General features: G+C 70.9%; 23 protein-coding genes. 8 read left to right on the plus strand and 15 right to left on the minus strand.

The annotated features are described in order from the left end of the window. Positions 1 to 6: 6 nt before the first annotated feature. From DEU37_RS11240 to DEU37_RS11260, 5 genes are all read right to left on the minus strand, one after another. Positions 7 to 633, minus strand: a complete 627-nt coding sequence (locus tag DEU37_RS11240; protein WP_121190763.1) for a MarC family protein — start codon at positions 631 to 633, stop codon at positions 7 to 9. 31 nt (positions 634 to 664) lie between these two features. Continuing rightward, positions 665 to 1,987 carry a dihydrolipoamide acetyltransferase family protein gene (locus DEU37_RS11245; RefSeq protein WP_121190764.1) on the minus strand — a complete coding sequence of 441 codons (1,323 nt, stop codon included), beginning with the start codon at positions 1,985 to 1,987 and terminating at the stop codon, positions 665 to 667. Positions 1,988 to 2,109: 122 nt separating this feature from the next. After that, positions 2,110 to 3,087 (minus strand): alpha-ketoacid dehydrogenase subunit beta, encoded by a 978-nt coding sequence (locus tag DEU37_RS11250; protein ID WP_005051746.1) that lies wholly within the window; start codon positions 3,085 to 3,087, stop codon positions 2,110 to 2,112. Continuing rightward, complete coding sequence (locus tag DEU37_RS11255) at positions 3,087 to 4,214, minus strand: thiamine pyrophosphate-dependent dehydrogenase E1 component subunit alpha (RefSeq protein ID WP_121190765.1); 1,128 nt, start codon at positions 4,212 to 4,214, stop codon at positions 3,087 to 3,089. The genes DEU37_RS11250 and DEU37_RS11255 overlap by 1 nt, the downstream gene beginning before the upstream one ends. 93 nt (positions 4,215 to 4,307) lie before the next feature. After that, complete coding sequence (locus DEU37_RS11260; protein WP_121190766.1) at positions 4,308 to 5,378, minus strand: histidinol-phosphate transaminase; 1,071 nt, start codon at positions 5,376 to 5,378, stop codon at positions 4,308 to 4,310. Positions 5,379 to 5,457: 79 nt separating this feature from the next. On the opposite strand from DEU37_RS11260, the gene DEU37_RS11265 reads away from it, so the two are divergent. Further along, complete coding sequence (locus DEU37_RS11265) at positions 5,458 to 5,859, plus strand: phage holin family protein (protein ID WP_016463997.1); 402 nt, start codon at positions 5,458 to 5,460, stop codon at positions 5,857 to 5,859. A gap of 13 nt (positions 5,860 to 5,872) precedes the next feature. Here the strand turns inward: DEU37_RS11265 and DEU37_RS11270 are convergent, their stop codons facing one another. Together DEU37_RS11270 and DEU37_RS11275 are read right to left on the minus strand one after the other, a co-directional pair. Continuing rightward, positions 5,873 to 7,204: a hypothetical protein gene (locus tag DEU37_RS11270; protein ID WP_121190767.1), complete on the minus strand. Its 1,332-nt coding sequence runs from the start codon at positions 7,202 to 7,204 to the stop codon at positions 5,873 to 5,875. Next, positions 7,201 to 7,452, minus strand: a complete 252-nt coding sequence (locus DEU37_RS11275) for a hypothetical protein (protein WP_121190768.1) — start codon at positions 7,450 to 7,452, stop codon at positions 7,201 to 7,203. Before DEU37_RS11275 ends, DEU37_RS11270 begins: the two co-directional genes overlap by 4 nt. A gap of 128 nt (positions 7,453 to 7,580) precedes the next feature. Here DEU37_RS11275 and DEU37_RS11280 point away from each other — a divergent pair, with 128 nt between their 5' ends. Together DEU37_RS11280 and purB are read left to right on the plus strand one after the other, a co-directional pair. Continuing rightward, positions 7,581 to 8,084: a low molecular weight protein-tyrosine-phosphatase gene (locus tag DEU37_RS11280; protein ID WP_121190769.1), complete on the plus strand. Its 504-nt coding sequence runs from the start codon at positions 7,581 to 7,583 to the stop codon at positions 8,082 to 8,084. A gap of 58 nt (positions 8,085 to 8,142) precedes the next feature. After that, complete coding sequence (gene purB / locus DEU37_RS11285) at positions 8,143 to 9,531, plus strand: adenylosuccinate lyase (RefSeq protein ID WP_183043682.1); 1,389 nt, start codon at positions 8,143 to 8,145, stop codon at positions 9,529 to 9,531. 29 nt (positions 9,532 to 9,560) lie between these two features. Here the strand turns inward: purB and DEU37_RS11290 are convergent, their stop codons facing one another. The 4 genes from DEU37_RS11290 to DEU37_RS11305 form a co-directional block, all read right to left on the minus strand. Further along, the gene (locus tag DEU37_RS11290) at positions 9,561 to 9,896 is read right to left on the minus strand and encodes an amino acid transporter (protein WP_121190771.1); all 336 of its coding nucleotides are present in this window, start codon (positions 9,894 to 9,896) and stop codon (positions 9,561 to 9,563) included. Beyond that, positions 9,893 to 10,585, minus strand: coding sequence for an acyl-CoA synthetase (locus DEU37_RS11295; protein WP_121190916.1), 693 nt, complete (start codon positions 10,583 to 10,585; stop codon positions 9,893 to 9,895). Before DEU37_RS11295 ends, DEU37_RS11290 begins: the two co-directional genes overlap by 4 nt. A gap of 109 nt (positions 10,586 to 10,694) precedes the next feature. Continuing rightward, positions 10,695 to 11,132: a hypothetical protein gene (locus DEU37_RS11300; RefSeq protein ID WP_121190772.1), complete on the minus strand. Its 438-nt coding sequence runs from the start codon at positions 11,130 to 11,132 to the stop codon at positions 10,695 to 10,697. Between the two features lie 12 nt (positions 11,133 to 11,144). Next, positions 11,145 to 12,125, minus strand: coding sequence for a Gfo/Idh/MocA family protein (locus DEU37_RS11305; RefSeq protein WP_121190773.1), 981 nt, complete (start codon positions 12,123 to 12,125; stop codon positions 11,145 to 11,147). A gap of 67 nt (positions 12,126 to 12,192) precedes the next feature. On the opposite strand from DEU37_RS11305, the gene DEU37_RS11310 reads away from it, so the two are divergent. Then, positions 12,193 to 13,116: an NADP-dependent oxidoreductase gene (locus tag DEU37_RS11310; RefSeq protein ID WP_121190774.1), complete on the plus strand. Its 924-nt coding sequence runs from the start codon at positions 12,193 to 12,195 to the stop codon at positions 13,114 to 13,116. Positions 13,117 to 13,167: 51 nt separating this feature from the next. On the opposite strand, the gene DEU37_RS11315 is transcribed toward DEU37_RS11310, so the two are convergent. Then, positions 13,168 to 13,536: a sterol carrier family protein gene (locus DEU37_RS11315; RefSeq protein ID WP_121190775.1), complete on the minus strand. Its 369-nt coding sequence runs from the start codon at positions 13,534 to 13,536 to the stop codon at positions 13,168 to 13,170. Between the two features lie 54 nt (positions 13,537 to 13,590). On the opposite strand from DEU37_RS11315, the gene purD reads away from it, so the two are divergent. After that, positions 13,591 to 14,865, plus strand: a complete 1,275-nt coding sequence (gene purD / locus DEU37_RS11320; protein ID WP_121190776.1) for a phosphoribosylamine--glycine ligase — start codon at positions 13,591 to 13,593, stop codon at positions 14,863 to 14,865. Positions 14,866 to 15,215: 350 nt separating this feature from the next. On the opposite strand, the gene DEU37_RS11325 is transcribed toward purD, so the two are convergent. Together DEU37_RS11325 and DEU37_RS11330 are read right to left on the minus strand one after the other, a co-directional pair. After that, complete coding sequence (locus DEU37_RS11325) at positions 15,216 to 16,700, minus strand: DHA2 family efflux MFS transporter permease subunit (protein ID WP_121190777.1); 1,485 nt, start codon at positions 16,698 to 16,700, stop codon at positions 15,216 to 15,218. Further along, positions 16,697 to 17,329, minus strand: coding sequence for a PadR family transcriptional regulator (locus DEU37_RS11330; protein WP_121190778.1), 633 nt, complete (start codon positions 17,327 to 17,329; stop codon positions 16,697 to 16,699). The genes DEU37_RS11325 and DEU37_RS11330 overlap by 4 nt, the downstream gene beginning before the upstream one ends. 92 nt (positions 17,330 to 17,421) lie before the next feature. Between DEU37_RS11330 and DEU37_RS11335 the strand changes: the two genes are divergently transcribed. The 3 genes from DEU37_RS11335 (at position 17,422) to DEU37_RS11345 (ending at position 20,236) form a co-directional block, all read left to right on the plus strand. Next, positions 17,422 to 17,748: a hypothetical protein gene (locus DEU37_RS11335; RefSeq protein ID WP_121190779.1), complete on the plus strand. Its 327-nt coding sequence runs from the start codon at positions 17,422 to 17,424 to the stop codon at positions 17,746 to 17,748. Positions 17,749 to 17,755: 7 nt separating this feature from the next. Then, the gene (locus DEU37_RS11340) at positions 17,756 to 18,703 is read left to right on the plus strand and encodes a phosphoribosylaminoimidazolesuccinocarboxamide synthase (RefSeq protein ID WP_121190780.1); all 948 of its coding nucleotides are present in this window, start codon (positions 17,756 to 17,758) and stop codon (positions 18,701 to 18,703) included. Positions 18,704 to 18,880: 177 nt separating this feature from the next. After that, positions 18,881 to 20,236, plus strand: a complete 1,356-nt coding sequence (locus DEU37_RS11345) for a uracil-xanthine permease family protein (protein WP_121190781.1) — start codon at positions 18,881 to 18,883, stop codon at positions 20,234 to 20,236. Between the two features lie 539 nt (positions 20,237 to 20,775). On the opposite strand, the gene DEU37_RS11350 is transcribed toward DEU37_RS11345, so the two are convergent. Beyond that, on the minus strand, positions 20,776 to 21,789 hold the full coding sequence (locus DEU37_RS11350; RefSeq protein ID WP_121190782.1) for a LacI family DNA-binding transcriptional regulator: 1,014 nt from the start codon (positions 21,787 to 21,789) through the stop codon (positions 20,776 to 20,778). Positions 21,790 to 21,792: the final 3 nt, after the last annotated feature.

Here is a 21,792-nt window from a genome sequence, read left to right on the forward strand (position 1 = left end):
CGGCCCTCAGGCGAGGCCCGGCAGCGCCGCAGTCAGGCCGTGCACGAGGATCTCTGCGCCGATGGCCAGGATCAGAAACCCCATCACGCGGGTGATCGCACCGACGCCGGTCGGACCGAGCTTCTCGGCGAGCGGCGTGCCGTAGCGCAGGAGCACCGCGATCACCCCCGCGATGACGAGGACGGCGACGACGATCCCGACCCGGTCCAGGATGCCGGGATTGCGCGCCGCGAGTCCCACGACCACGCCGATCGCGCCGGGGCCGGCGATGAGCGGCAGCGCCATCGGCGAGAAGCTGATGTCGGTCTTCGTGGCGGCGTGCTCCTTCTCGGCATCCGAGGCGCCCGCGCCCAGCGCACGCGGGACGACCATGCCGAACCCGGAGTGCATCACGACCAGGCCTCCGGCGATCTGCAGTGCGCCGAGCGAGATGCCGAAGAACTGCAGGATCAGCGTGCCGAGCAGCGCGAAAACCGTGAGGATGGCCGCGACGTAGACCCCCGTGAGCCACGACTGCCGGCGGCGGTCGGCCTCGCCGAGGTGAGCGGACAGCCCGGCGTAGGCCGCGACCGCGCCGATCGGGTTCGTGATCGGGACGAGCGCCGCGAGCGCGGCGACGAAGACGGTCAGCATGCCTTCATTCTGACGCAGCGGATGCCGCGGCTCAGTCCAGCAGCAGCGCCGGCTCCTCCAGGATCGACGCGACGTCGGCGATGAAGCGGCTCATGCCGTCGCCGTCGATGACGCGGTGGTCGAACGAGCCCGAGACCGTGGTGACGAAGCGGGGACGCACCTCGCCGTCGACGACCCACGGCTTCTGGCGGATCGTGCCCATCGCGACGATGCCGGACTCTCCGGGGTTGATGATCGGGGTGCCGGCATCCATCCCGAACACACCGATGTTCGTGATCGTAATCGTGCCGCCCTGCTGGTCGGCCGGGGTCGTCTTGCCCTCTCGGGCGGTCAGCGTCAGCTTCTCGAGCGCCTTCGCGAGCTCGCGGAGGTTGAGGTCCTGCGCGTCCTTGATGTTCGGCACCAGCAGACCCCGCGGGGTCGCGGCGGCGATGCCGAGGTTGACGTAGTTGCGCACACGGATCTCGGCCGAGCCGTCTTCCTTGTCGATCCACGCGGCGCCGATCAGCGGCGTGCGCCGCACCGCCCAGATCACGGCGCGCGCCATGATCAGTAGCGGCGAGACCTTGATGTCGGCGAAGTCGGGCGACGCCTTCAGCCGCTTGACGAGCTCCATCGTGCGCGTCGCGTCGACGTCGGTCCACACCGAGACGTGCGGCGCCGTGTAGGCCGAACGGACCATGCCCGAGGCCGTGGCCTTGCGCACGCCCTTCACCGGAATCGCCTCTTCGCGCTCGCCGACCGGCGGTGCGGGGACGGGCGCGGCGGAGACCGGGATCGTCTGCTCCCGCTCGGCGGGCGCGGTGGGCGTCGCGATGTTGCGGAAGACGCTCGCCTGCTCGGCGTGGCGCACGACGTCATCGCGGGTGACCTCACCGGCGGGGCCCGTGGGGGTGACCTCGGCGAGGGTGACGCCCAGGTCGCGCGCGAGCTTTCGCACCGGCGGCTTGGCGACGACGCCGACGGAGGCCCGCACGGTCTCGGCGCGCTCGGCCGGGCGCTTGCGGCGAGAGGTTGCGCCGGCGCCCGTGCCGTACCCGACCAGCACGGCGCCGCCGTCGTCGGATGCCGCGGCCGGCTCGGGCTGTGCGGGTGCGGGGGTCTCGGCATCCGCCGCCCCGCCGATCGTGATGATCGCCGCGCCGACCGTGACGGTCTCGCCCTCGGGGGCGAGGAGCTCGCCGACGGTGCCGGAGAACGGCGACGGCAGCTCGACCAGCGACTTGGCGGTCTCGATCTCGACGAGCACGTCGTTGACCTCGACGGTGTCGCCGGGGGCGACGCGCCACTGGACGATCTCGGCCTCGGTGAGGCCTTCGCCGACGTCCGGCAGGTGGAAGATCTGCTCGCTCATGTCGTTCTCCTTCAGGGCGTGAGTCCGCGAGACACGTGATGCGCACCGAGGCACGGGGCTACGACGCGTGTCTCGGTGCAGGGATGGTGTCTCGCGGTCATGGGCGGGGCGGGGCGGGGCGGTCAGTAGGCCAGGGCGCGGTCGACGGCCTCGAGGATGCGGTCGGCATCCGGGAGGTAGGTGCCCTCGAGCTTGGCGGGCGGGAACGGCACGTCGAAGCCCGACACGCGCAGCACCGGCGCTTCCAAAGCGAAGAACGCCCGCTCCATGACGGTCGCGGCCACCTCCGAGCCCACCGACGTGAACCCGGGCGCCTCCTGGGCGTAGACCATGCGACCGGTGCGGCGCACCGAGTCGAGGATGGGGCCGTAGTCGATCGGCGAGAGCGAGCGCAGATCGATCACCTCGCACGAGGTGCCCTCGCTCTCGGCGAGCGCGGCGGCCTGCAGGAGCGTCGTCACCATCGCACCGTGGCCGACGAGCGTGACGTCGGTGCCGCGGCGCACGAGCCGCGACGCGTGGAGGGGCAGGGGGCGCTCCACGGTGTCGACGTCGCCCTTCATCCAGTACTTGGCCTTCGGCTCGAGGAAGATCACCGGGTCGGGCGAGCGCACGGCATCCTGGATCATCCAGTACGCGTCGTTCGCGGTCGAGGGAGAGACGACTCGCAACCCCGCGGTGTGCGTGAAGTACGCCTCCGGGCTCTCCTGGTGGTGCTCGACGGCCCCGATGTGGCCGCCGTACGGGATGCGGATGACGACCGGCATCTGCAGGGCGCCCTCGTGCCGGTTGGTCAGCTTCGCGAGCTGCGTCGTGATCTGGTCGAAGGCGGGGAAGACGAAGCCGTCGAACTGGATCTCGATGATCGGACGGAACCCCGCCATCGCAAGCCCGATCGCGGTGCCGACGATGCCCGACTCCGCGAGCGGGGTGTCGAGCACGCGCTGCTCACCGAACTCGGCCTGCAGGCCTTCCGTCACGCGGAACACGCCGCCGAGGCGGCCGATGTCCTCGCCCATGAGTAGAACGTGGTCGTCGGCGGCCATCGCGGCGCGAAGACCCGCGTTGAGCGCCTTCGCCAGAGGCATGGACTCCACCATCAGACTCCTCCCTCCAGCGACGCCTCGTAATCGGCGAGCCAGCGACGCTGCTCCACCATCAACGGGTGGTCCTCGCTGTAGACGTGCGCGAACATCGACTCCGGCTCGATCGTGCCGAGGGCGTTGGTGCGCACGCGCACGTCGTCGGCGTAGGCCTGGGCCGCGGCATCCACCTCGTCGAAGAAGGATGCCGCCGCACCCCGCGCCTCGAGGTACGCGCGCATGCGGGCGATCGGATCGCGCCGCGCCCACGACTGCTCCTCGTCGGACGTGCGGTACTTGGTGGGGTCGTCGCTCGTCGTGTGGGCGCCCATGCGGTAGGTCATCGCCTCGATCGCGCGGGGCCCCTCGCCGGCGCGCGCCTCGTCGAGCGCGAGCTTGGAGACCGCGTAGCTGGCCAGCACGTCATTGCCGTCCACGAGGATCGAAGGCATGCCGTAGCCCGCCCCGCGGCGGTAGAGAGGCGCTCGCGACTGCGTGGCGACCGGGACCGAGATCGCCCAGTGGTTGTTCTGCAGGAAGAACACCTGGGGCGTGCGGTAGGTGTTCGCGAAGACCATGGCCTCGTGCACGTCGCCCTGGCTCGAGGCGCCGTCGCCGTAGTAGACGACCACGGCTTCATCGCGTGCCGGATCACCCGTGCCGCAGCGCTTGTCGAAGACGAGGCCCATGCCGAAGCCGGTCGCGTGCAGCGTCTGCGACCCGAGAACGAGCGTGTAGATGTGGACGTTGCCGTTCTTCGGGTCGGTCGGGTCCCAGCCGCCGTGCGTCAGACCACGCATCACGCGGATGATGTCGATCGGGTCGACACCGCGGGTGGTGGCGACGACGTGCTCGCGGTACGACGGGAACAGGTGATCCTGCGGCCGGGCGGCGCGCACCGACCCGACCTGGGCGGCCTCCTGACCGAGCGACGGCGGCCACAGCGCGAGCTGACCCTGCCGCTGCAGGTTGGTGGCCTGCCGGTCGAAGGCGCGCACGAGAACCATGTCGCGGTAGAACGTCTCGAGCTCGGCATCGGAGAGCGCGTCGATGAGGGGCAGATACCGCTCGGCTTCGGGCGTGGGGGCGAACGTCCCGTCCGCCGCCAGAACGCGCACGAGGGCCGGGTCGTCAGGCGGGGTCATGTTCCCACGCTAACGCCCCGCGCATGCGTCCGACTGCATGGGATCGACAACGGGAATCGCGATCCGCCGTGCGCCGACCACAACGCGCAGGAACTATGGACGCGGAGCGACGGATGCCGCGACCCGAACGATGGGCTCGATCGCCTCGTGCTCCCCGATGGAGATACGCACACCGTCGCCGGCGAAGGGGCGCACGATCAGACCGGCCTCCTCGAACGCCGCGGCGACCTCGAGCGCACGCGCGCCGGCCGGCAGCCAGACGAAGTTGCCCTGCGCTTCGGGCACGTCCCATCCCGTCGCGCGCAGCCGCGCGGCCAGGTCGTCACGGTGCGCGGCGAGGGTGCGCACACGCTCGAGCAGCTCCTCCTCGGCATCCAGGCTGGCCAGGGCCGCCTCCTCGGCGGCGGCGGTGACCGACAGCGGGATGCCGGTGCTGCGCGCGGCCGCGAGGATGCGCGGGTCGCCGACCGCGTAGCCGACGCGCAGCCCGGCGAGCCCGTAGGCCTTCGAGAAGGTGCGCAGCACGACGACGTTCGCGTGCCCGGCGGCGATGACGTCGGCGCCGGCCACGGCATCCGGGTCGGTGACGAACTCGGCGTACGCCTCGTCGAGGATCACGAGCACGTCGTTCGGGACACGGCCGAGGAACGCGTCGAAGTCCGCCTGGGTCACCACCGGGCCCGTCGGATTGTTCGGGCTGCAGACGATGATCATGCGCGTGCGCTCGGTGACGGCAGCGGCCATCGCGTCCAGGTCGTGGCCGCCGGCCGCATCGTTCGCCACGGTGACGGCGGTCGCGCCGGCCACCGTCGCCAGGCTCGGATAGGCCTCGAACGAACGCCAGGAGAAGAGGATCTCGTCGCCGGGTCCGCTCGTGGCCTGCGCGAGCTGGAAGAGGATCGACACCGAGCCGGCGGCGATGTGCACGGCGTCGTCGCCGACGCCGAAACGCTCCGCGAGGCGGGCGCGGAGGCGCGGCGAGGAGGCATCGGGATAGCGGTTGACGGCGATCGCCGCCTGCACGGCCGCCACGACGCTCGGCAGCGGCGCGAAGGGGTTCTCGTTGCTGGACAGCTTGAACGCCTCGGCGCCGGCCTGCTTCCCCTGCTTGTAGGCGGGAAGGGCGGCGATCTCGGGGCGGATGCGCACGGGCAGATCGGTCACGCGTCGAGTCTACGAGGGGCGCCGCGACCTGGAGTGAAGCCTTTCGAGCGCGGCATCCGCGTGGAAGACTGTGAGGACCATGCGCTTCATCGTCCGCGTCGTCGTCAACGCCTTCGCCATCTGGGTCGTGACGCTCATCCCCGCCCTCCAGGTCGGGGTGACGCCGTTCGCGCCCGGCGAGACCCTGCAGCTCGTGCTGACGCTGCTCGCCGTCGCCGCGATCTTCGCGCTGGTCAACACGATCATCGGCACCGTGATCAAGATCGTCGCGATCCCCCTGTACATCCTGACGCTCGGGCTCATCTCGTTCGTCATCAACGGGCTGCTGCTGTGGATCACGGCGTGGGTCACCAGTTCGTGGGGCTGGGGCCTGACCGTCGAGAGCTTCTGGCTCGGCGTCGTCGCCGCGATCCTCATCTCGCTCATCAACTGGGTGTTCGGCATTCTGCTGCGCCCGCAGGAGAAGAAGCGCCGCAGCTGACGGTCTCGTCACCTCATCGGAACCCTCCTCCCCCCGAACGCCGTCGTCGATCCGCCGAGCGGGCCTGCTCTCGGTGGGCGCCGTAGACCGTCGAGGTGACGACGACCGCGCCCGCCAGGGGTGCGAGACGCTCGCGCAGCGCGTCGATGCGCGGATCGTCCGAGGAGTCGACCATCGCCGCCGTCTCGCGGTAGGCGTCGAGCTGGTGCACCGCGAACGTCGCATCGCTCCACCGCGGCATGGGATCGGCCTCGCGTTCGACGACGACACTGTCGCCAGAGCCCGAGACACCCGGAAAGCCGCCGACCGCGAGCGCCGCGACCGGATCGTCCGTGTGCCGGACGGCGACCGAGAGCACACCGTCGGCCTGTTCGGCCTGGACGGGGCTGCCGAAGCTGACCTCGGTCACGACGTCGAAGTCGCCGTCCCGCGCCAGGTAGGCCGCGATCATGCCGCCCTGCGAGTGACTGAACACGTGCACGCGATCTCCCGCGACCGCCCCCGCCGCCGTCAGCGCGCGCTCCACCGCGAGGTACGACGACGACTGGGCGCCGAAGTACAGCTGGAGGTTGGAGGTCATGTCCCACGGCTCGTCCGCCGCGAACGCGGCGCGGGTTCCCGCGATGTAGGCCACGAACTCGCGCTCGCCGGACGCGTAGCGGTACTCCTCCACGCGCACGCGCGCATCGTCGAGGCCGTCCTGTCCCGGCATCCGATCGATGACGTCGACCAGTCCGCGCGGCGCGGCGTCGGCACCGGTCGCGCGATGCGTGCTGATCTCCTCGACGGATGCCGCCTCTGCCCCGGGCCGCAACGGGGGCGCCGCGGCGGGCACCGTGCCCCGACCGGCGCGGCGGACGGCGGCGGTCAGCTGCGTCAGGGCGGGTCCGAGCGGGCCGTACACCCCGAGCATGAGGGTGCTGTCTTGCATCTGATCCTCGATGTCGCGGTGACGGCCCTCGATCCACTCGGCCGCGAGCCGCCTCGCCGCCGCCGCGACATCCCCCTCGGCCTGCATCCGTGCCGCCGCGAGCTGCATGACGTCGACGTCGCGTGTGCCATGGAGCGCGTGCAGCGCCTCCTTCTCGGCGAGGTCGTACGTCTGGGCGAGCGTGTCGAGCGTGCGCGAGAGGTCGGTGGCGATCGCGTGCGCCTCCCGCGCGCGCCCGGCGGGATCGGGAACCCAGAGCCCGGCAGCCAGCGACGCGGTCCCGGCGCCGGCGAGCGCTTCTGCGACCTCATCGAGACGAGCCGAGATCGGCCCGAGGGCGCCGGACAGCTCTCGCAGCGCATCGGTGTCGACCGCGACGAGCCCGCCGGAGCGGATGTCGACGTCGTCGCTCATCCCGCCGCCTCGATGAGCGCCCGCTCGGCCGCCTGAGCCAGGTCACGGTCCCAGATGTCGATGTCATCGATCGCGACCGCGCTCAGGTGCGCGCAGGCGTCGAGACGCTCCCGGATGGGTTCTGCCGCCGTGGTCGCCCACTGCGCGTCGGCCCGCAGCCCGAGCATCCGCAGATTCGACTCCACGAGAGTCTCACGCGCCTGACGCAGGAGGGCCCGGGCATCGGCGATATCTGTGAGTCGGTCCACAGGACGATCGTCGGCCCGGGCGGCGCAGCGCCGTGCGACGGTCTCGACATCCGTGGACAGGCGCGGCGCGCCGCCCGCGTGGGGAGGAGGTCTTTCGTGCGGCCGTCGACCTGCACCACAATGGGGAGGTGACTGCCCACGCCGCACCGTTTCGCGTCGTGTTCGTCTGCACCGGCAATATCTGCCGCTCCCCCATGGCCGAGATCGTCTTCCGCGACATCGCCGACCGCGCCGGCCTCGGCGCTCGCGTCGTGTCGACCAGCTCAGGGACGGGCGACTGGCACGTGGGCGAACGCGCCGACAGCCGCACCCTCGATGCGCTCGCGCGACGCGGCTACGACGGCGCACGCCACCGCGCCCGTCAGTTCACGCTCGACGACTTCGAGCGCAACGACCTCGTGGTCGCCCTCGATCGCTCGCACGAGCGCATCCTCGCGACCTGGGCGCGCACGACGACGGATGCCGACAAGCTCGCGCTCCTGCTCTCTTTCGACCCCGAGGCGCACGGCAACCTGGACGTCCCCGACCCGTACTACGCCGGCCCGGAGATGTTCGACGACGTGCTCGGTATGATCGAGAGCGCGAGTCGGGCGCTCTTCCGGCAGCTCGAACCGGCCATCCGTCCGTTGTGAGCCTGTCGTTGTGCGCACCGGCCGCGCGTCGACAGACACCGTGATCGGAGCCCGCGTCGTGACCACCGCGAACACCCTCGCCCACCAGCCCCTCAGCCCGCTTGACGGCCGTTACCGCGGCGCCGTCGCCGACCTGTCGGCGTACCTGTCGGAGGCCGGCCTCAACCGTGCGCGCGTCGAGGTCGAGGTGGAGTGGATCATCACGCTCACCGACCGCGGCCTGTTCGGCTCGACGGCGCTCACGGCCGACCAGAAGGACGCCCTCCGCGAGCTCTACCGGGCGTTCGGCGCAGCGGAGATCGAGTGGCTCGCCTCCACCGAGTCGGTGACCCGCCACGACGTGAAGGCTGTCGAGTATCTCGTGCGCGACCGCCTGCAGGCACTCGGCCTCGACGCCGTCGCCGAGCTCACGCACTTCGCGTGCACCAGCGAGGACATCAACTCGGCGTCATACGCCCTGACGGTCAAGCGTGCCGTCGAGAACGTCTGGCTGCCGAAGCTGCGCGCCGTGATCGACGCTCTGGCGGCGCTCGCGCACGAGCACCGGGATGCCGCGATGCTCTCGCGCACGCACGGTCAGCCGGCCACCCCGTCGACGATGGGCAAGGAGCTCGCCGTCTTCGCCTGGCGGCTGGAGCGTGTGGCCGCGCAGATCGCCGGCGGCGAGTACCTGGCGAAGTTCTCCGGCGCCACCGGCACCTGGTCGGCGCATCTGGCCGCCGCCCCCGACGTCGACTGGCCCGAACTGTCCCGCGCGTTCATCGAGGGCCTCGGCATCGACTTCAACGTGCTGACGACGCAGATCGAGTCGCACGACTGGCAGGTGGAGCTGTACGACCGGGTGCGTCACGCCGGCGGCATCCTGCACAACCTCGCGACCGACATCTGGACCTACATCGCGATGGGCTTCTTCGCGCAGATCCCGGTCGCCGGCGCCACGGGCTCGTCGACCATGCCGCACAAGATCAACCCGATCCGTTTCGAGAACGCCGAAGCGAACTTCGAGATCTCCGGCGGCCTGTTCACGACGCTGGCGTCCACCCTCGTCACCAGCCGCATGCAGCGCGACCTCACCGACTCCACGACGCAGCGCAACATCGGCGTCGCGTTCGGTCACTCCCTGCTCGCTCTCGACAACCTGCAGCGCGGGCTCACCGAGATCTCGCTCTCCCGCGACGTGCTCCTCGCCGACCTCGACGCGAACTGGGAGGTGCTCGCCGAGGCGATCCAGACGGTGGTGCGCGCGGAGATCGTCGCGGGACGGTCGCAGATCACCGACCCCTACGCGCTGCTGAAGGAGCTCACGCGCGGACGCCGCGTCGGCGGCCCCGAGCTGGCGGAGTTCGTGCGCACGCTCGACATCGGGGATGCCGCCAAGGAGCGGCTGCTGGCTCTCACGCCGGCCGGATACACCGGCCTGGCGGACGAGCTCGTCGACCGGGTCTGAGCGGCGTCTGAGCGCGTCTGTCGACGTGCTCAGCGGCGCGGCGCGGCGCCGTCGTCCGTGGCGTCGGGAGACGCCTCGGCATCCGTGTCGTCCATGAGCACGCCGTGGTCGATCTCGCCGCCCATCTGGGCCGGATCGATCGCGAGCATGCACAGCGCGATGATGACCAGGGTCGCGATGAAGGCGACGCCGGCGACGACCAACGAGACCACGACGACGTGCACCCGCTCATCGCCGGTGAGGTCCTGGAAGAACCCCATCGAGACGAGCGTGACGAGGCCGGAGAACAGGGCGGCGGCGAAGGCGAAGCCCAGCAGCTGCACCGGCTTGAGCAGATCACGACGGGTGGGACGCGGCTCGCTCATGCGGATCCTCCTGAACGGGTGCCGTCCTCGGCGGCGGGGCGTCGCGGCGAGAAGCCGGCGATGCCGAGGAAGACGGCGATGATGGCGGCATAGCCGCCGAAGAGGCCGACACCGATGGTGATGCCGGTCAGGGTGAAGGAACGCCCGGCCTCGGAGATGAAGTACTCCAGGCTGTACGCGGGGTTCACCAGAAGCAGACCGATGCCGAGCGCGATGGTGAGCGCACCCGCGATCACGCCGTCGCGCCCCTCGTCGCGGCGCTCGCTGCGAAGGGCGCCCTCGAGGGACGCGGCGCTGCGGCGCTGCCGGATGCCCCCGATGAGCTCGGCGACACCCGCGATCAGCGCCCACGCGATGACGACGACGAAGAACAGCGCCGTCGAACGCAGCCCCGGAATGCCGGTGGCCATCCCCGCGAGCAGGGTCAGCACCCCGAGCAGGATCGGAACAGAACGGCGCTCGCGCGGGAAGGCGAGCCACGCACCGATCAGGAGCACGAGCGCGGTGGCGATCGCCCACCCGCTGAAGACGGCGAGACCGACGGATGCCGAGTGGTCGGGCGAGAAGGTCACCATCACGGCGGCGAGGGCCGCGAGGAGGGCGCGACCGAGCTGCACATGACGCACATCGAAGGTGCGGGTCGCTCCTGCGCCGTGGGTACGGGTGGGAGCGGGGGCGTCGTCGGACACGTCGGACTCATCGGATCGGGGACGGTGGAACCCCACCAGTCTAGGTCGTCGCCCGCGCCGACCCGGCGCCGTCCGGCGCCGTCCCCCGGCGAACGCCGGTGGTGCGCGCTCAGCCCACCGAGCGGGCGACGAGCTCTCGCAGCGTCTTTTCGACGGCCGGTGTCACCGCGACCACGGCGAACGAGGTCGCCCACATGTCACCGTCGTCCAGCAGCGCGTCCTCCTGGAAGCCCACCGTGCCGTATCGCGTGTCGAACTTCAATGCCGGCTGGTAGAAGACGACCACCTTCCCCTCGCGGGCGTAGGACGGGAAGCCGTACCAGGTCTTCGGCGCGAGCTGCGGCGCTTCCTCGGTGACGACGCGGTGCAGCAGTGTGGCCACCTCCCTGTCGGTGCCGGTCAACGCATCGATCGCCGCGATGCACGCCTCGAGCTCCGCGGCCTGTTTGGCCGCGCCCTTGAGCCCCTTGGTGGTGCGCAGCTCCTGGGCGCGCTGCGCCATCGCCGCACGCTCATCGGCACTGAAGCCGCTCTTGGTGTCGCTCATGAGTTTCTCCTGTCACTGGGGCCGCGGGGCGGGGAGCTGCTCGGCACCGGCACGGATCGCCTCGACCGCGCGCAGCACGTCGAGGCTGCGCCGCTGGTCGGCAGATGCCTCGTCATCTCCACGGACGAGCTGGGCGAAGCGGGCCACCTCGAAGCGCATGTTGTTGTCGGGGCCGTCGATCTCGATCTCCTCGTGCACGCCGGAGAACAGGTCGAGTGTGATCCGGCGCGGCGCCGTGATCTCATCGATCTCGATCGTGCCGAGCTCGCCCTGGATCTCGTTCGGTCGACGCGAGGCGCCGATCTTGGAGAAGGCGATCTGCACGACGAAGCCGTCGTAGGAGAGCACGGCGGCACCCGCGCCGTCGGCACCGGTCGCGATCGTGGCCGTCGCCCCGACCACCGCACGCGGTGCGCCGAACAGCTCGATCGCGGCGCTGAGCGGATAGACACCCAGATCGAACAGCGCTCCGCCCGCGAGAGCCGGGTCGAAGATGTTCGGCGTCTCCCCCGCCAGGACGAGGTCATACCGCGCCGACCGCTGGCTCTGACCGAACGACACCAGCCGCACCGTTCCCACCTGGGGCAGCAGGGCACGCAGGCGGGTCATGCCCGGGTCGTACGCGTTGCGCATGCCCTCGAACACGACGACCCCACGGGCCTGGGCCGCCTCGACGAGGTGCGCGAACTCGTCCGCCGTCGGTGTCGCCGGCTTCTCGAGGAACACGTGCACGCCCGCCGCGATGGCCGCTTCGGCCTGCGCGGCGTGGGCGCCGTTCGGCGACCCCACGTAGACGGCATCCACCTCACCCGAGGCCAGCAGCGCCTCGAGGTCGGTGCTCACGCCGTCGATGCCGAGCCGATCGGCGAACGCGCGACCGCGCGCCGCGTCGCGGGAGAACACCACGTCGATGCGGATGCCGGGCGTCTGCGCGACGGCATCCGCGAACTTCTCGGTGATGGTGCTGGTGCCGATCGTGGCGAGTCTGATCACGCCCCCAGAATAGGCGCGAGGCTCGTCCGGAGGAATGGATGCCGGGAGCGCACGGTTGGGATCGAGCATGAAGGCACTTGTCTATTCGGATTTCGGCGGCAACGACCGCTTCGAGCTCACCGATCGTGAGGAGCCGCACGTCGGTCCCGACACCCTGGTGGTGAGGGTGGTCGCCGCCGGCATCAACCCCGTCGACTACAAGATCCGTGAGGGCTACCTGCGCGGCCTCATCGACACGCGTCTTCCCGTCGTGCCCGGCTGGGACGTCGCCGGCATCGTCGAGAAGACGGGACTGGACACCCCCGAGTTCGCCGTGGGAGACGCGGTGCTCGCCTACGCACGCGCCGACATCGTCGAGAACGGCTCGGTCGCCGAGTTCATGCCGGTGCCGGTGCGCACCGTCACCCTCAAGCCGGAGGGCCTGTCGTTCGAGGATGCCGCCGCCCTGCCGCTGGCCGGGCTGACCGCTCTGCAGACGCTCGAGCGTGCCGGAGTGGGCGCGGGCCAGACCGTGCTGATCCACGGCGCCGCGGGCGGCGTGGGATCGTTCGGCGTGCAGCTCGCGCGCCGGCGCGGCGCCCGCGTGGTCGGCACGGCGTCTGCGCGCAACCACGACTACCTCCGCGAGCTGGGCGCCGAGCCCGTCGTCTACGGCGAGGGCCTCGTGCCTGCGGCCCGCGAGATCGCCCCCGACGGGTTCGACGTCATCATCGACTTCGTCGGCGGCTCGACGCTGGACTCGACACCCGACCTGCTCGCCGACGGCGGCGTCGTCGCCTCGATCGCCGACGCCCGTGCGCGCACCGAGTTCGGCGGCCACTACGTGTGGGTGCGTCCGAACGCATCCCAGCTCGGTGAGCTGGCTGAGCTCGTCGCGGCGGGCGAGCTGCGCGTCGAGATCGCGGCGACCTACCCGCTCGACGAGGCCGCCGCCGCCTACGCCGCTCTCGAAGAGGGCCACACGCGCGGCAAGATCGTCGTCACCGTCTGACCGCGCAGGCGCCTCTCCGCCCGCTCCGGCGTCTCTCCGGCCGCTCCGGCGTCAGGGGCGCAGCGGCAGCAGGGGCGCGAGGTCGGCCCGGGTGCCGGACGCGAGAATGCGACCGGCGCCCAGGGCATCGGCCCACGACTCGGCACCGGTCGCCAGCGCGATCCAGGTGGGGGCATCGGTCTCGACGACGTTCGGCGGCGTGCCGCGCGTGTGTCGCGGCCCCTCGATCACCTGCACGGCGCCGAACGGCGGCACCCGCACTTCGACGGTGTTGCCGGGGGCCTTCTCGGCGAGCAGTTGAAGCAGGTACCGGACGGCCGTGGCCAGCTCGGTGCGGGCCGGCGTCGACCCGGCATCCCGCGCGGCGGCGACCGCGGCGAGCGCGTCACGACCGTCGGCGGTGGAGATCTTGCGGGCCATGCCTCCACGCTAGCCCGCACTCACGACGCGGCGGCCCGTCGGTAGGCTGGCCGGGTGCGCATTCTCGTCCTCGGTTCCGGTGCCCGCGAGCACGCCATCCTCCTCGCTCTGAAGGGGGAGCACGCGGGCCACGACCTGTTCGCGGCCCCCGGCAACGCCGGCATCGCCGCCGACGCCACGATCGTCGCCGCCCTCGATGCCAACAGCCCCGCCGCGGTGACCGAGTATGCCAACGACCACGACATCGACCTCGTGATCATCGGCCCCGAGGCGCCGCTGGTCGCGGGAGTCGCCGACGCCCTGCGGGAGCACGGCATCCCGGTGTTCGGCCCCGGAAAGGCCGCGGCGCAGCTGGAGGGCTCGAAAGCGTTCGCGAAGCGGATCATGGATGCCGCCCACGTGCCCACCGGTCGGGCGACGCGGGCCACGACCCGCGCCGAGGTCGAAGCGGCCCTCGACGCCTACGGCGCCCCGCACGTCGTGAAGGCCGATGGACTGGCCGCCGGAAAGGGCGTCGTCGTCACCGACGACCGCGACGCGGCGCTCGCGCACGCCGACACGTACCTTCCCACCGGTCCCGTGCTCGTCGAGGAGTTCCTCGCCGGCCCGGAGGTGTCGCTCTTCTTCGTCAGCGACGGCGACACGGTGCGCGCGCTCAGCCCCGCGCAGGACTTCAAGCGCGCGTACGACGGTGACGCGGGCCCCAACACGGGCGGCATGGGCGCGTACTCGCCGCTGCCCTGGCTGAGCGACGACTTCGGCAGCGAGGAGGCTTTCGTCGCCGAGGTGACCCGCACGGTCGCCGAACCGGTCATCCGCACGCTGGATGCCGAGGGCACCCCTTTCATCGGCTTGCTCTACGCGGGACTCATCCTGACCGCCGACGGCATCAAGGTCATCGAGTTCAACGCCCGCTTCGGCGACCCCGAGACCCAGGTCGTGCTCGCCCGTCTGACCAGCCCTCTGTCGCGGCTGCTGATGGCGGCGGCATCCGGCACGCTCGAGGACGAGCCCGCACCGGAGTTCGCCGACACCGCCGCGATCACCGTGGTGCTCGCCAGCGAGGGCTACCCCGAGGCGCCGCGTACCGGGCGGGTCATCACGGGGCTGGATGCCGCGGCATCCGTTTCGGGAGTGCACCTCGCCCACGCCGCGACGGCGGTGCAGGGCGACGAACTGGTGGCGACGGGTGGACGTGTGCTCAACGTGGTGGCGACGGGCGCCTCGTTCAGCGCCGCGCGCGACCAGGCGTATGCCGCTCTCGAGCGGATCGGCCTGGAGGGCTCGCACTACCGGCGCGACATCGCCGCCCGCGTCGCCGTCGACTGACGATCCGCGTCGTCGACGGCCCCGCTCATCGCTTGGTGAGGTGCGGCGGGCGCGGCCGCACCTCCCGCCAGCTTTTCGGGGCGCTCGCCGAGAATCGGTGGCGTGATCTGCGGCATCCCTCCCCCGGGAACAGCAGAACGCGCCACCCGTTTTCCCAGGACACAGAATCGGTGGCGCAGACGGCGCTCGCCCACACCCGGGGGCCGCAGAACGCGCCCCCTTTTCAGCGCGCTCGGGGGGGGGATGCCGAGACGGCACCCTCCCACCGCCGCCCAGAATCGGTGGTGTGATCTGCGGCTCCCCTTCCCCGTTCTGCCCACCGGGGAACCGATGGGCTGCGCCGGGTCCGCTCAGCGCTTGGTGAGGTGCGGCGGACGCTGCATGAACAGCACCGCGACGACGCCGATCAGCAGCACGATCGCCGGCAACAGGATCGTCTGCGCCATGGCGTTCGAGAAGCCGTCGACGACGAATGCGGGCAGCTGCCCCGTGCCGAAGTCGCCGCCGGCGTTCGAGGCGCCCGGCAGGTTCGCCTCGAGACGCGACTGCATGAAAGCTGCGATCGCGGCGGAGCCGAGCACCGAGCCGATCGTGCGCGTCGTGTTGTAGATGCCCGCGCCCGCGCCGGCCTGACGCGGCTCGAGGTTGCGCGTCGCCGTGGTGGCCAGCGGTCCCCACATGCCGGAGTTTCCGACGCCCATCAGGAACGAGGGCAGCAGGAACATCCAGATCGGGGTGTCGGGGTGCATCAGCGAGGAGTACCAGAAGAGCGATACGGCAACCAGCAGCAGGCCCGGCACCAGCAGAACCCGCGCATCGACGCGATCGAGCAGGCGGCCGGTCAGCGGGGAGAGCACACCGGCGGCGACCGCCATCGGCACGAGCAGCAGCGCCGACTCGGTGGGGGTCAGACCGCGCGCCAGCTGCACGAAGAACATGAGCGGCAGCGACATGCTGGTCACCGTGAAGCCGACCGTGGCGATCGTGAAGTTCGACACCGAGAAGTTGCGATCACGGAACAGTGCGAGCGGCACGAGCGGCTCACTGCGGGTCTTCGCCTGCTGCCAGATGAAGAGGGCCATGACGACGACGCCGCCCGCGATCATCGTCCACACCCACGCGGCCCAGTCGAAGTGCTCGCCTTCCTGCAGACCGAAGACGATGAGGAACAGGCCCACCGCGCTCAGCACGACGCCGACGAGGTCGAAACGGTGGTGGTGCGTCTCGAGGTTCGGCACGAGCACCCACGCGAGGACGAAGCCGATCACGCCGACGGGCAGGTTGACGAAGAAGATCCACTCCCATCCGAGGCCGTCGACGAGCAGGCCGCCCGCCAGCGGACCGACGAGCATGGCGACCCCGGAGGTCGCTCCCCACAGGCCCATCGCGGCGCCGCGGGCGTTCGGCGGGAAGGTGCGCGTGATGACGGCCATCGTCTGGGGCGTCATGAGCGCGGCACCGAGGCCCTGGATCGCGCGGAAGACGATGAGCATCTCGAGCGACCCCGACAGGCCGCAGCCGAGGGAGGCGAGCGTGAAGATGGCGAGACCGATGAGGTAGATGCGCTTCGGGCCGAATCGGTCTCCCAGGCGCCCGGTGATCAGCAACGGCACGGCGTAGGCCAGGAGGTAGGCCGACGTGACCCACACGACGTTGTCGAGGTTGTTGGTGGTCGGGTCGAGGGCCGCCTTGATGGCGGGGTTGGCCACCGAGACGATCGTGGTGTCGACCAGGATCATGAAGAACCCGATGACGAGCGCCCACAGGGCGGGCCACGGGCTGCGTTCGGGGATGGGTGCGGGCGCGGTCACATCGCGCGTGCGTTGTTCGGTCATGAGCGTGCGGCTTCTCTCTGTGCCAGGTAGCGATCGGTTTTCTCGTGTGATCCCCACACGAAGTCGGGGTGGGCGAGCCGCTCCAGCAGGGCGGCGAGCCAGTCATGGTCGGCGGCGAGCAGGGCACGCTCTCGATCGATCTCGATGAGGTACTGCTCGATCACGCGGGCGGCTCCGGCCGAGTTCTCCCGAGCACTGCGGATGCCGGCGGTCATCTCGTCGCGCGTGCGCGCCAGGCCCGACAGCCGCGTGGACAGCAGGTCGATGACCTCGTCACGGGGCAGGTTGTGCGCTTCGGCCAGGGCCACCCGGAACTCGACGGGCCGGTCCAGGAGCGGGAGTTCTCGACGCACCCAGTCCTGGACGGCCTCATGGCCGGCGTCGGTGAGGGTGTACGTGGTGCGCTCCGGGCGGTTGCCGTCGCGGCCGACACCGACTTCGGCGAGCAGAGCGCACTTCTCCAGCCGCGCGACCGTGTGATACATCGTGCCGTTGGTCACCGAGACGATCCGGTCATCGTGCCGATGCCGCATGAGCCGGATCATCTCGTACGGGTGCATGTCGTCTTCGCGCAGCAACGCGAGCACCATCACTCCCAAGGGTGTGAGCCGGTCGACAGCGGTCTTCACGGCATCCTCCTTCGATGATCTCTCGACTACTCCATGTCGATTAGTCCACGTGGACTATACGCTGATTTCTCACGGCGCGCTACTGTCTGCTCATGACGGCAGAGGCCCGGGCGGTGTTCGACGACATCGCCGCCGAGTACATGGTGCTCCCGGGCGTCGACATCGGACCCATGTTCGGCAGCGAGGGCCTGCGCATCCGCCGGAAGGTGTTCGCCTTCATGGGCTATCGGTCGGGACTGATCGCGAAGCTGCCCGAAGAGAGGGTCACCGCGCTCGAGCGGACCGGCAGAGCCGAACGCATGACCATGCGCGGCCGCGCGATGCGCGAGTGGGTCTTCGTCGGACCGGATGCCGTGGAGCTCTGGCCCGACGTCGTCGCGGAGGCCTACGCGTTCGTCGACCGCATCACCCCGCGATAATGGACGCGTGACCGACGCCTCCTCGCCTTCCGCCGCGCCCGCCGATCTGCCCGGCTGGACCCACGTCTACTCGGGCAAGGTACGCGACCTGTACCGCCCCGCGGAGGGTGGCCCCGCGCCGGCGGAGCGCATGCTCGTCGTCGCGAGCGACCGGGTCAGCGCCTTCGATCACGTGCTGAGTCCCGGCATCCCGGGCAAGGGTGAGCTGCTCACGACGCTCAGTCTGTGGTGGTTCGATCAGCTCTCCGGCGCCGACGGCGGACGGCGCATCCCGAACCACCTCGCCGCGACCCACGCGCTCGTAGCCGGGTCGGACGATGCGGTGGATCTGGTTCCGGCCGCCGTCGTGGGTCGGGCGATGATCGTGCGCACCCTCGACATGCTGCCCATCGAGTGCGTCGTGCGCGGCTACCTCACCGGATCGGGGTGGAAGGAGTACGTCGCCGAGGGGACGGTGTGCGGCATCCCCTTGCCCGCCGGCCTGCAGGACGGCGACCGCCTGCCCGAACCACTGTTCACTCCGGCGTACAAGGCGCCGATGGGAGAGCACGACGAGAACATCTCGTTCGCGCGCGCCGAAGAACTGGTCGGCGCCGAGCGGGCCGCACAGCTGCGCGACCTGTCCCTCGAGATCTACCGTCGCGCGGCGACGACCGCGGAAGCAAAGGGCCTGATCCTCGCGGACACGAAGTTCGAGTTCGGGGTGGATGCCGACGGCGTGCTCACCCTGGCCGACGAGGTGCTCACGAGCGACTCGTCGCGCTACTGGGATGCCGCCGCCTGGGCGCGCGGGACGACCCCCGCCGAGCGGATGGCGAGCTTCGACAAGCAGATCGTCCGCGACTGGCTCGCCGCGGCCTGGAACGGGCAGGGGACGCCGCCCGAGCTGCCCGCCGAGATCGTCGAGCGCACGGCCGCCAAGTACCGCGAACTGCTCGAGAAGCTGACCGACTGACGGGGAAGCGCGTTTCGACTCGCTGCGCTCGCTCAACGACCGGAGAGGTGAGCGCGTCTTCCACGGCGCGCGTCCGCGGCTCACAGCCCGCTCCCAGGTAGCCTGACCTCGGCATCCGCCGACCGCCCCACCCCGCCGACCGCACGGCCGACCGCCCGCCGAAGAAGGAGCACGAGCATGCCCATCTGGACCACCCACGGAGACGGCCGCACCGTCGAGCCCGGCGCCGTCGTCAAGCCGCACGAGCGGCTCGGATGGCCGGCGACGATCGCCATCGGCGCCCAGCACGTGGTGGCGATGTTCGGCGCGACCTTCCTCGTGCCGCTGCTGACGGGCTTCCCCGTGTCGACGACGCTGCTGTTCTCCGGCGTCGGGACGATCCTGTTCCTGCTGCTGACCGGCAACCGCCTGCCGAGCTACCTCGGCAGCTCGTTCGCGTTCATCGCTCCGATCCTCGCGCTCGGCCCCGGCGACGGCAAGGCGCTCCAGACGGGCGAGCAGATCAGCCAGGCGCTGCTGGGCGTGTTCGTCGCGGGTGTGTTGCTGGCCGGCATCGGCTTCCTCGTGCAGGCGACCGGCACCGGCTGGATCGAAAGGCTCATGCCGCCCGTGGTCTCGGGCGCGATCGTGGCGCTGATCGGCCTGAACCTCGCCCCCGTGGCGTGGACGAACTTCCAGAAGGACGCGCTGCTCGGCGCGATCACGCTGGCCGCCTGCATCCTGTTCGCCGTGTTCTTCCGCGGGTTCCTCGGGCGCATCTCGATCTTCCTCGGCGTCGTCGTCGGCTACGTCGTCGCCGCGATCCTCGGCCGGGTCGACTGGTCCGGCGTCGCGGATGCCGCGTGGATCGGCCTTCCCCAGTTCCACCTGCCGGCGTTCGGCGACGCGCACGCGTGGGCGATGCTGCCGATGTTCCTGCCGGTGATCCTCGTGCTGATCGCCGAGAACGTGGGCCACGTGCGCGGCGTCGCCACCATGACCGGCGACCCCTCGATCAACAAGCGCACCGGACGTGCCCTCATCGCCGACGGCCTCGCGACCACGATCGCGGGCTTCGGCGGCGGCTCGGGCACGACGACCTACGGCGAGAACATCGGCGTCATGGCCGCGACCCGCGTGTACTCGACCGCGGCCTACTGGGTCGCCGGCATCGTCGCGATCCTGCTCGCGTTCTCCCCCAAGGTCGGTGCGGTGATCTTCGCGATGCCCGCCGGCGTGCTCGGCGGCGTCACGACCGCCCTCTACGGCCTGATCGGTGTCATCGGCATCAAGATCTGGGTCGACAACCAGGTGGACTTCTCGCGGCCGGTCAATCAGTACACGGTCGCCGTGGCCTTCGTCATCGCGATCGCGGGCTTCACGATGAACCTCGGCACGCTCAGCTTCGGCGCCATCGTGCTGGGCACCGTCGCCGCTCTCGTCATCTACCACCTCGGCAACGCCATCGCCCGAGCGCGCAAGACCGGCGCCGACGACGGCGGCCCGATCGTGCCCATCGGCCCGCTCGGCGGCGATCCCGAGAACGTCGGCTGACGCCGGCGGGCGGGACGACGCGGCGGGCGGGACGACGCGGCGGGCGGGACGACGGGTCGGCTCAGCTCATCGGTGGCGCAAACTGCGGCATCCCGCCCTCAGACACCGCAGATCGCGCCACCTGTTCTCACGACGCGCCGAATCGGTGGCGCAAACGGAGGCATCCCACGCCAGACAGCCGCAGAACGCGCCACCCTTTCAGCACCCGCAGCGCAACGGGTACGGAGAACGTCGGCTGACACCGGGCGGCGGGATCGTCACGCCCGCGTCGTGAATCGGTGGCGTGATCTGCGGCATCCCTCGCCCGGGCACCGCAGAACGCGCCACCCGATTCCCCGCCACGCAGATCGGTGGCGCGTGCGGCGGCATCCCCTCCCCGGGAACAGCAGAACGCGCCACCCGCTTCGCCGCCGCCGCCACTCCGAGTCGGTGACGCAAACGGCGGCATCCGGCACCCGGACACCGCACAATGCGCCACCAGTTCGGGAGGGCGTGCGGCGCCCGGCGGGGGAGCGCGCGGACGCGCGACGGATGCCGGGTCAGGCGGAGTCGCGGACGATGAGCTCCGTGGGCAGGATCGTCACACGATCGGGCGCACCGCCCGAGAGGATCGACAGCAGCATGTCGGCCATCCGCTGCCCCTGCTCGTGCGACGGCTGGCGCATCGTGGTGAGCTGCGGGTTGACCGTGCGGGCAACGGGCGAATCGTCGAAGCCCACGATCGCAACGTCCTCGGGCACGCGGATGCCCGCGCGGCCGAGCGCCGCGAGCGCGCCGCGGGCCATGAGATCGCTCGCGACGAAGAGCGCGTCGAACTCGGCCCCCGCATCGAGGATCCGCTGCATCGCGGCGGATCCGCCGTCGGCCGTGAAGTTGCCGTCCTCTTCGGCGACCGGCTCGAGTCCCGCGGCGGCGAGGGCATCGCGGAAGCCCACGAGACGGTCGACGCCGGCGGGCATGGTGACGGGGCCGGCGATCGTCGCGATCCGGCGGAAACCGCGGCCGATCAGATACTCCGTGGCCTCGCGTCCCCCCGCCACGTTGTCGACGTCGACGTAGTAGTCGCGCTCGCGCTCCCGGACGGGACGCCCGCCGTAGACGACCGGGACGACGTTCGCGATCCGGTCGATGAACGTGTCGCTCGTGTGGTGCGAGACGACGATGGCGCCGTCGACGGCGCCGCTGCGCACGTACGCCGAGGTCTTGTCGCCCGGATCGTCGCTCGCGATGATCAGGTTGAGCACGTACTCAGACCGGCTGAGCCGCGTGTTGATGCCCGACACGACCGATGCGAAGAACGGGTCGCCGAAGAAGCGCGTGGTGTCTTCGGGCACGACGAGGGCGATCGCCATCGTGGCACGACTCGCGAGAGAGCGCGCGGCCCGATTGGGCACGTAGTTCAGCTCCGCGATGGCGCGCCGCACCGCTTCCAGCGCCGCCGGGCTCACGGCCGTGGAGCCGTTGACGACGCGGGAGACGGTCGACCGCGACACTCCCGCGGCGGCCGCGACTTCTTCGATCGTCGGGGCGACTCGCGGAGTGTCGATGGTCACGGG

The sequence above is a fragment of the Microbacterium sp. AG790 genome (assembly GCF_003634765.1).
In the GTDB taxonomy this organism is placed as follows: Bacteria; Actinomycetota; Actinomycetes; order Actinomycetales; family Microbacteriaceae; genus Microbacterium.

What these genes read in the sequence shown, in the direction of transcription:
- DEU37_RS11240 (WP_121190763.1), bottom strand. Translation starts at nt 633, where the DNA reads ATGCTGACCGTCTTCGTCGCCGCGCTCGCGGCGCTCGTCCCGATCACG.
- DEU37_RS11245 (WP_121190764.1), bottom strand. Translation starts at nt 1,987, where the DNA reads ATGAGCGAGCAGATCTTCCACCTGCCGGACGTCGGCGAAGGCCTCACC.
- DEU37_RS11250 (WP_005051746.1), bottom strand. Translation starts at nt 3,087, where the DNA reads ATGGTGGAGTCCATGCCTCTGGCGAAGGCGCTCAACGCGGGTCTTCGC.
- DEU37_RS11255 (WP_121190765.1), bottom strand. Translation starts at nt 4,214, where the DNA reads ATGACCCCGCCTGACGACCCGGCCCTCGTGCGCGTTCTGGCGGCGGAC.
- DEU37_RS11265 (WP_016463997.1), top strand. Translation starts at nt 5,458, where the DNA reads ATGCGCTTCATCGTCCGCGTCGTCGTCAACGCCTTCGCCATCTGGGTC.
- DEU37_RS11270 (WP_121190767.1), bottom strand. Translation starts at nt 7,204, where the DNA reads ATGAGCGACGACGTCGACATCCGCTCCGGCGGGCTCGTCGCGGTCGAC.
- DEU37_RS11290 (WP_121190771.1), bottom strand. Translation starts at nt 9,896, where the DNA reads ATGAGCGAGCCGCGTCCCACCCGTCGTGATCTGCTCAAGCCGGTGCAG.
- DEU37_RS11300 (WP_121190772.1), bottom strand. Translation starts at nt 11,132, where the DNA reads ATGAGCGACACCAAGAGCGGCTTCAGTGCCGATGAGCGTGCGGCGATG.
- DEU37_RS11310 (WP_121190774.1), top strand. Translation starts at nt 12,193, where the DNA reads ATGAAGGCACTTGTCTATTCGGATTTCGGCGGCAACGACCGCTTCGAG.
- DEU37_RS11315 (WP_121190775.1), bottom strand. Translation starts at nt 13,536, where the DNA reads ATGGCCCGCAAGATCTCCACCGCCGACGGTCGTGACGCGCTCGCCGCG.
- DEU37_RS11325 (WP_121190777.1), bottom strand. Translation starts at nt 16,700, where the DNA reads ATGACCGAACAACGCACGCGCGATGTGACCGCGCCCGCACCCATCCCC.
- DEU37_RS11335 (WP_121190779.1), top strand. Translation starts at nt 17,422, where the DNA reads ATGACGGCAGAGGCCCGGGCGGTGTTCGACGACATCGCCGCCGAGTAC.
- DEU37_RS11345 (WP_121190781.1), top strand. Translation starts at nt 18,881, where the DNA reads ATGCCCATCTGGACCACCCACGGAGACGGCCGCACCGTCGAGCCCGGC.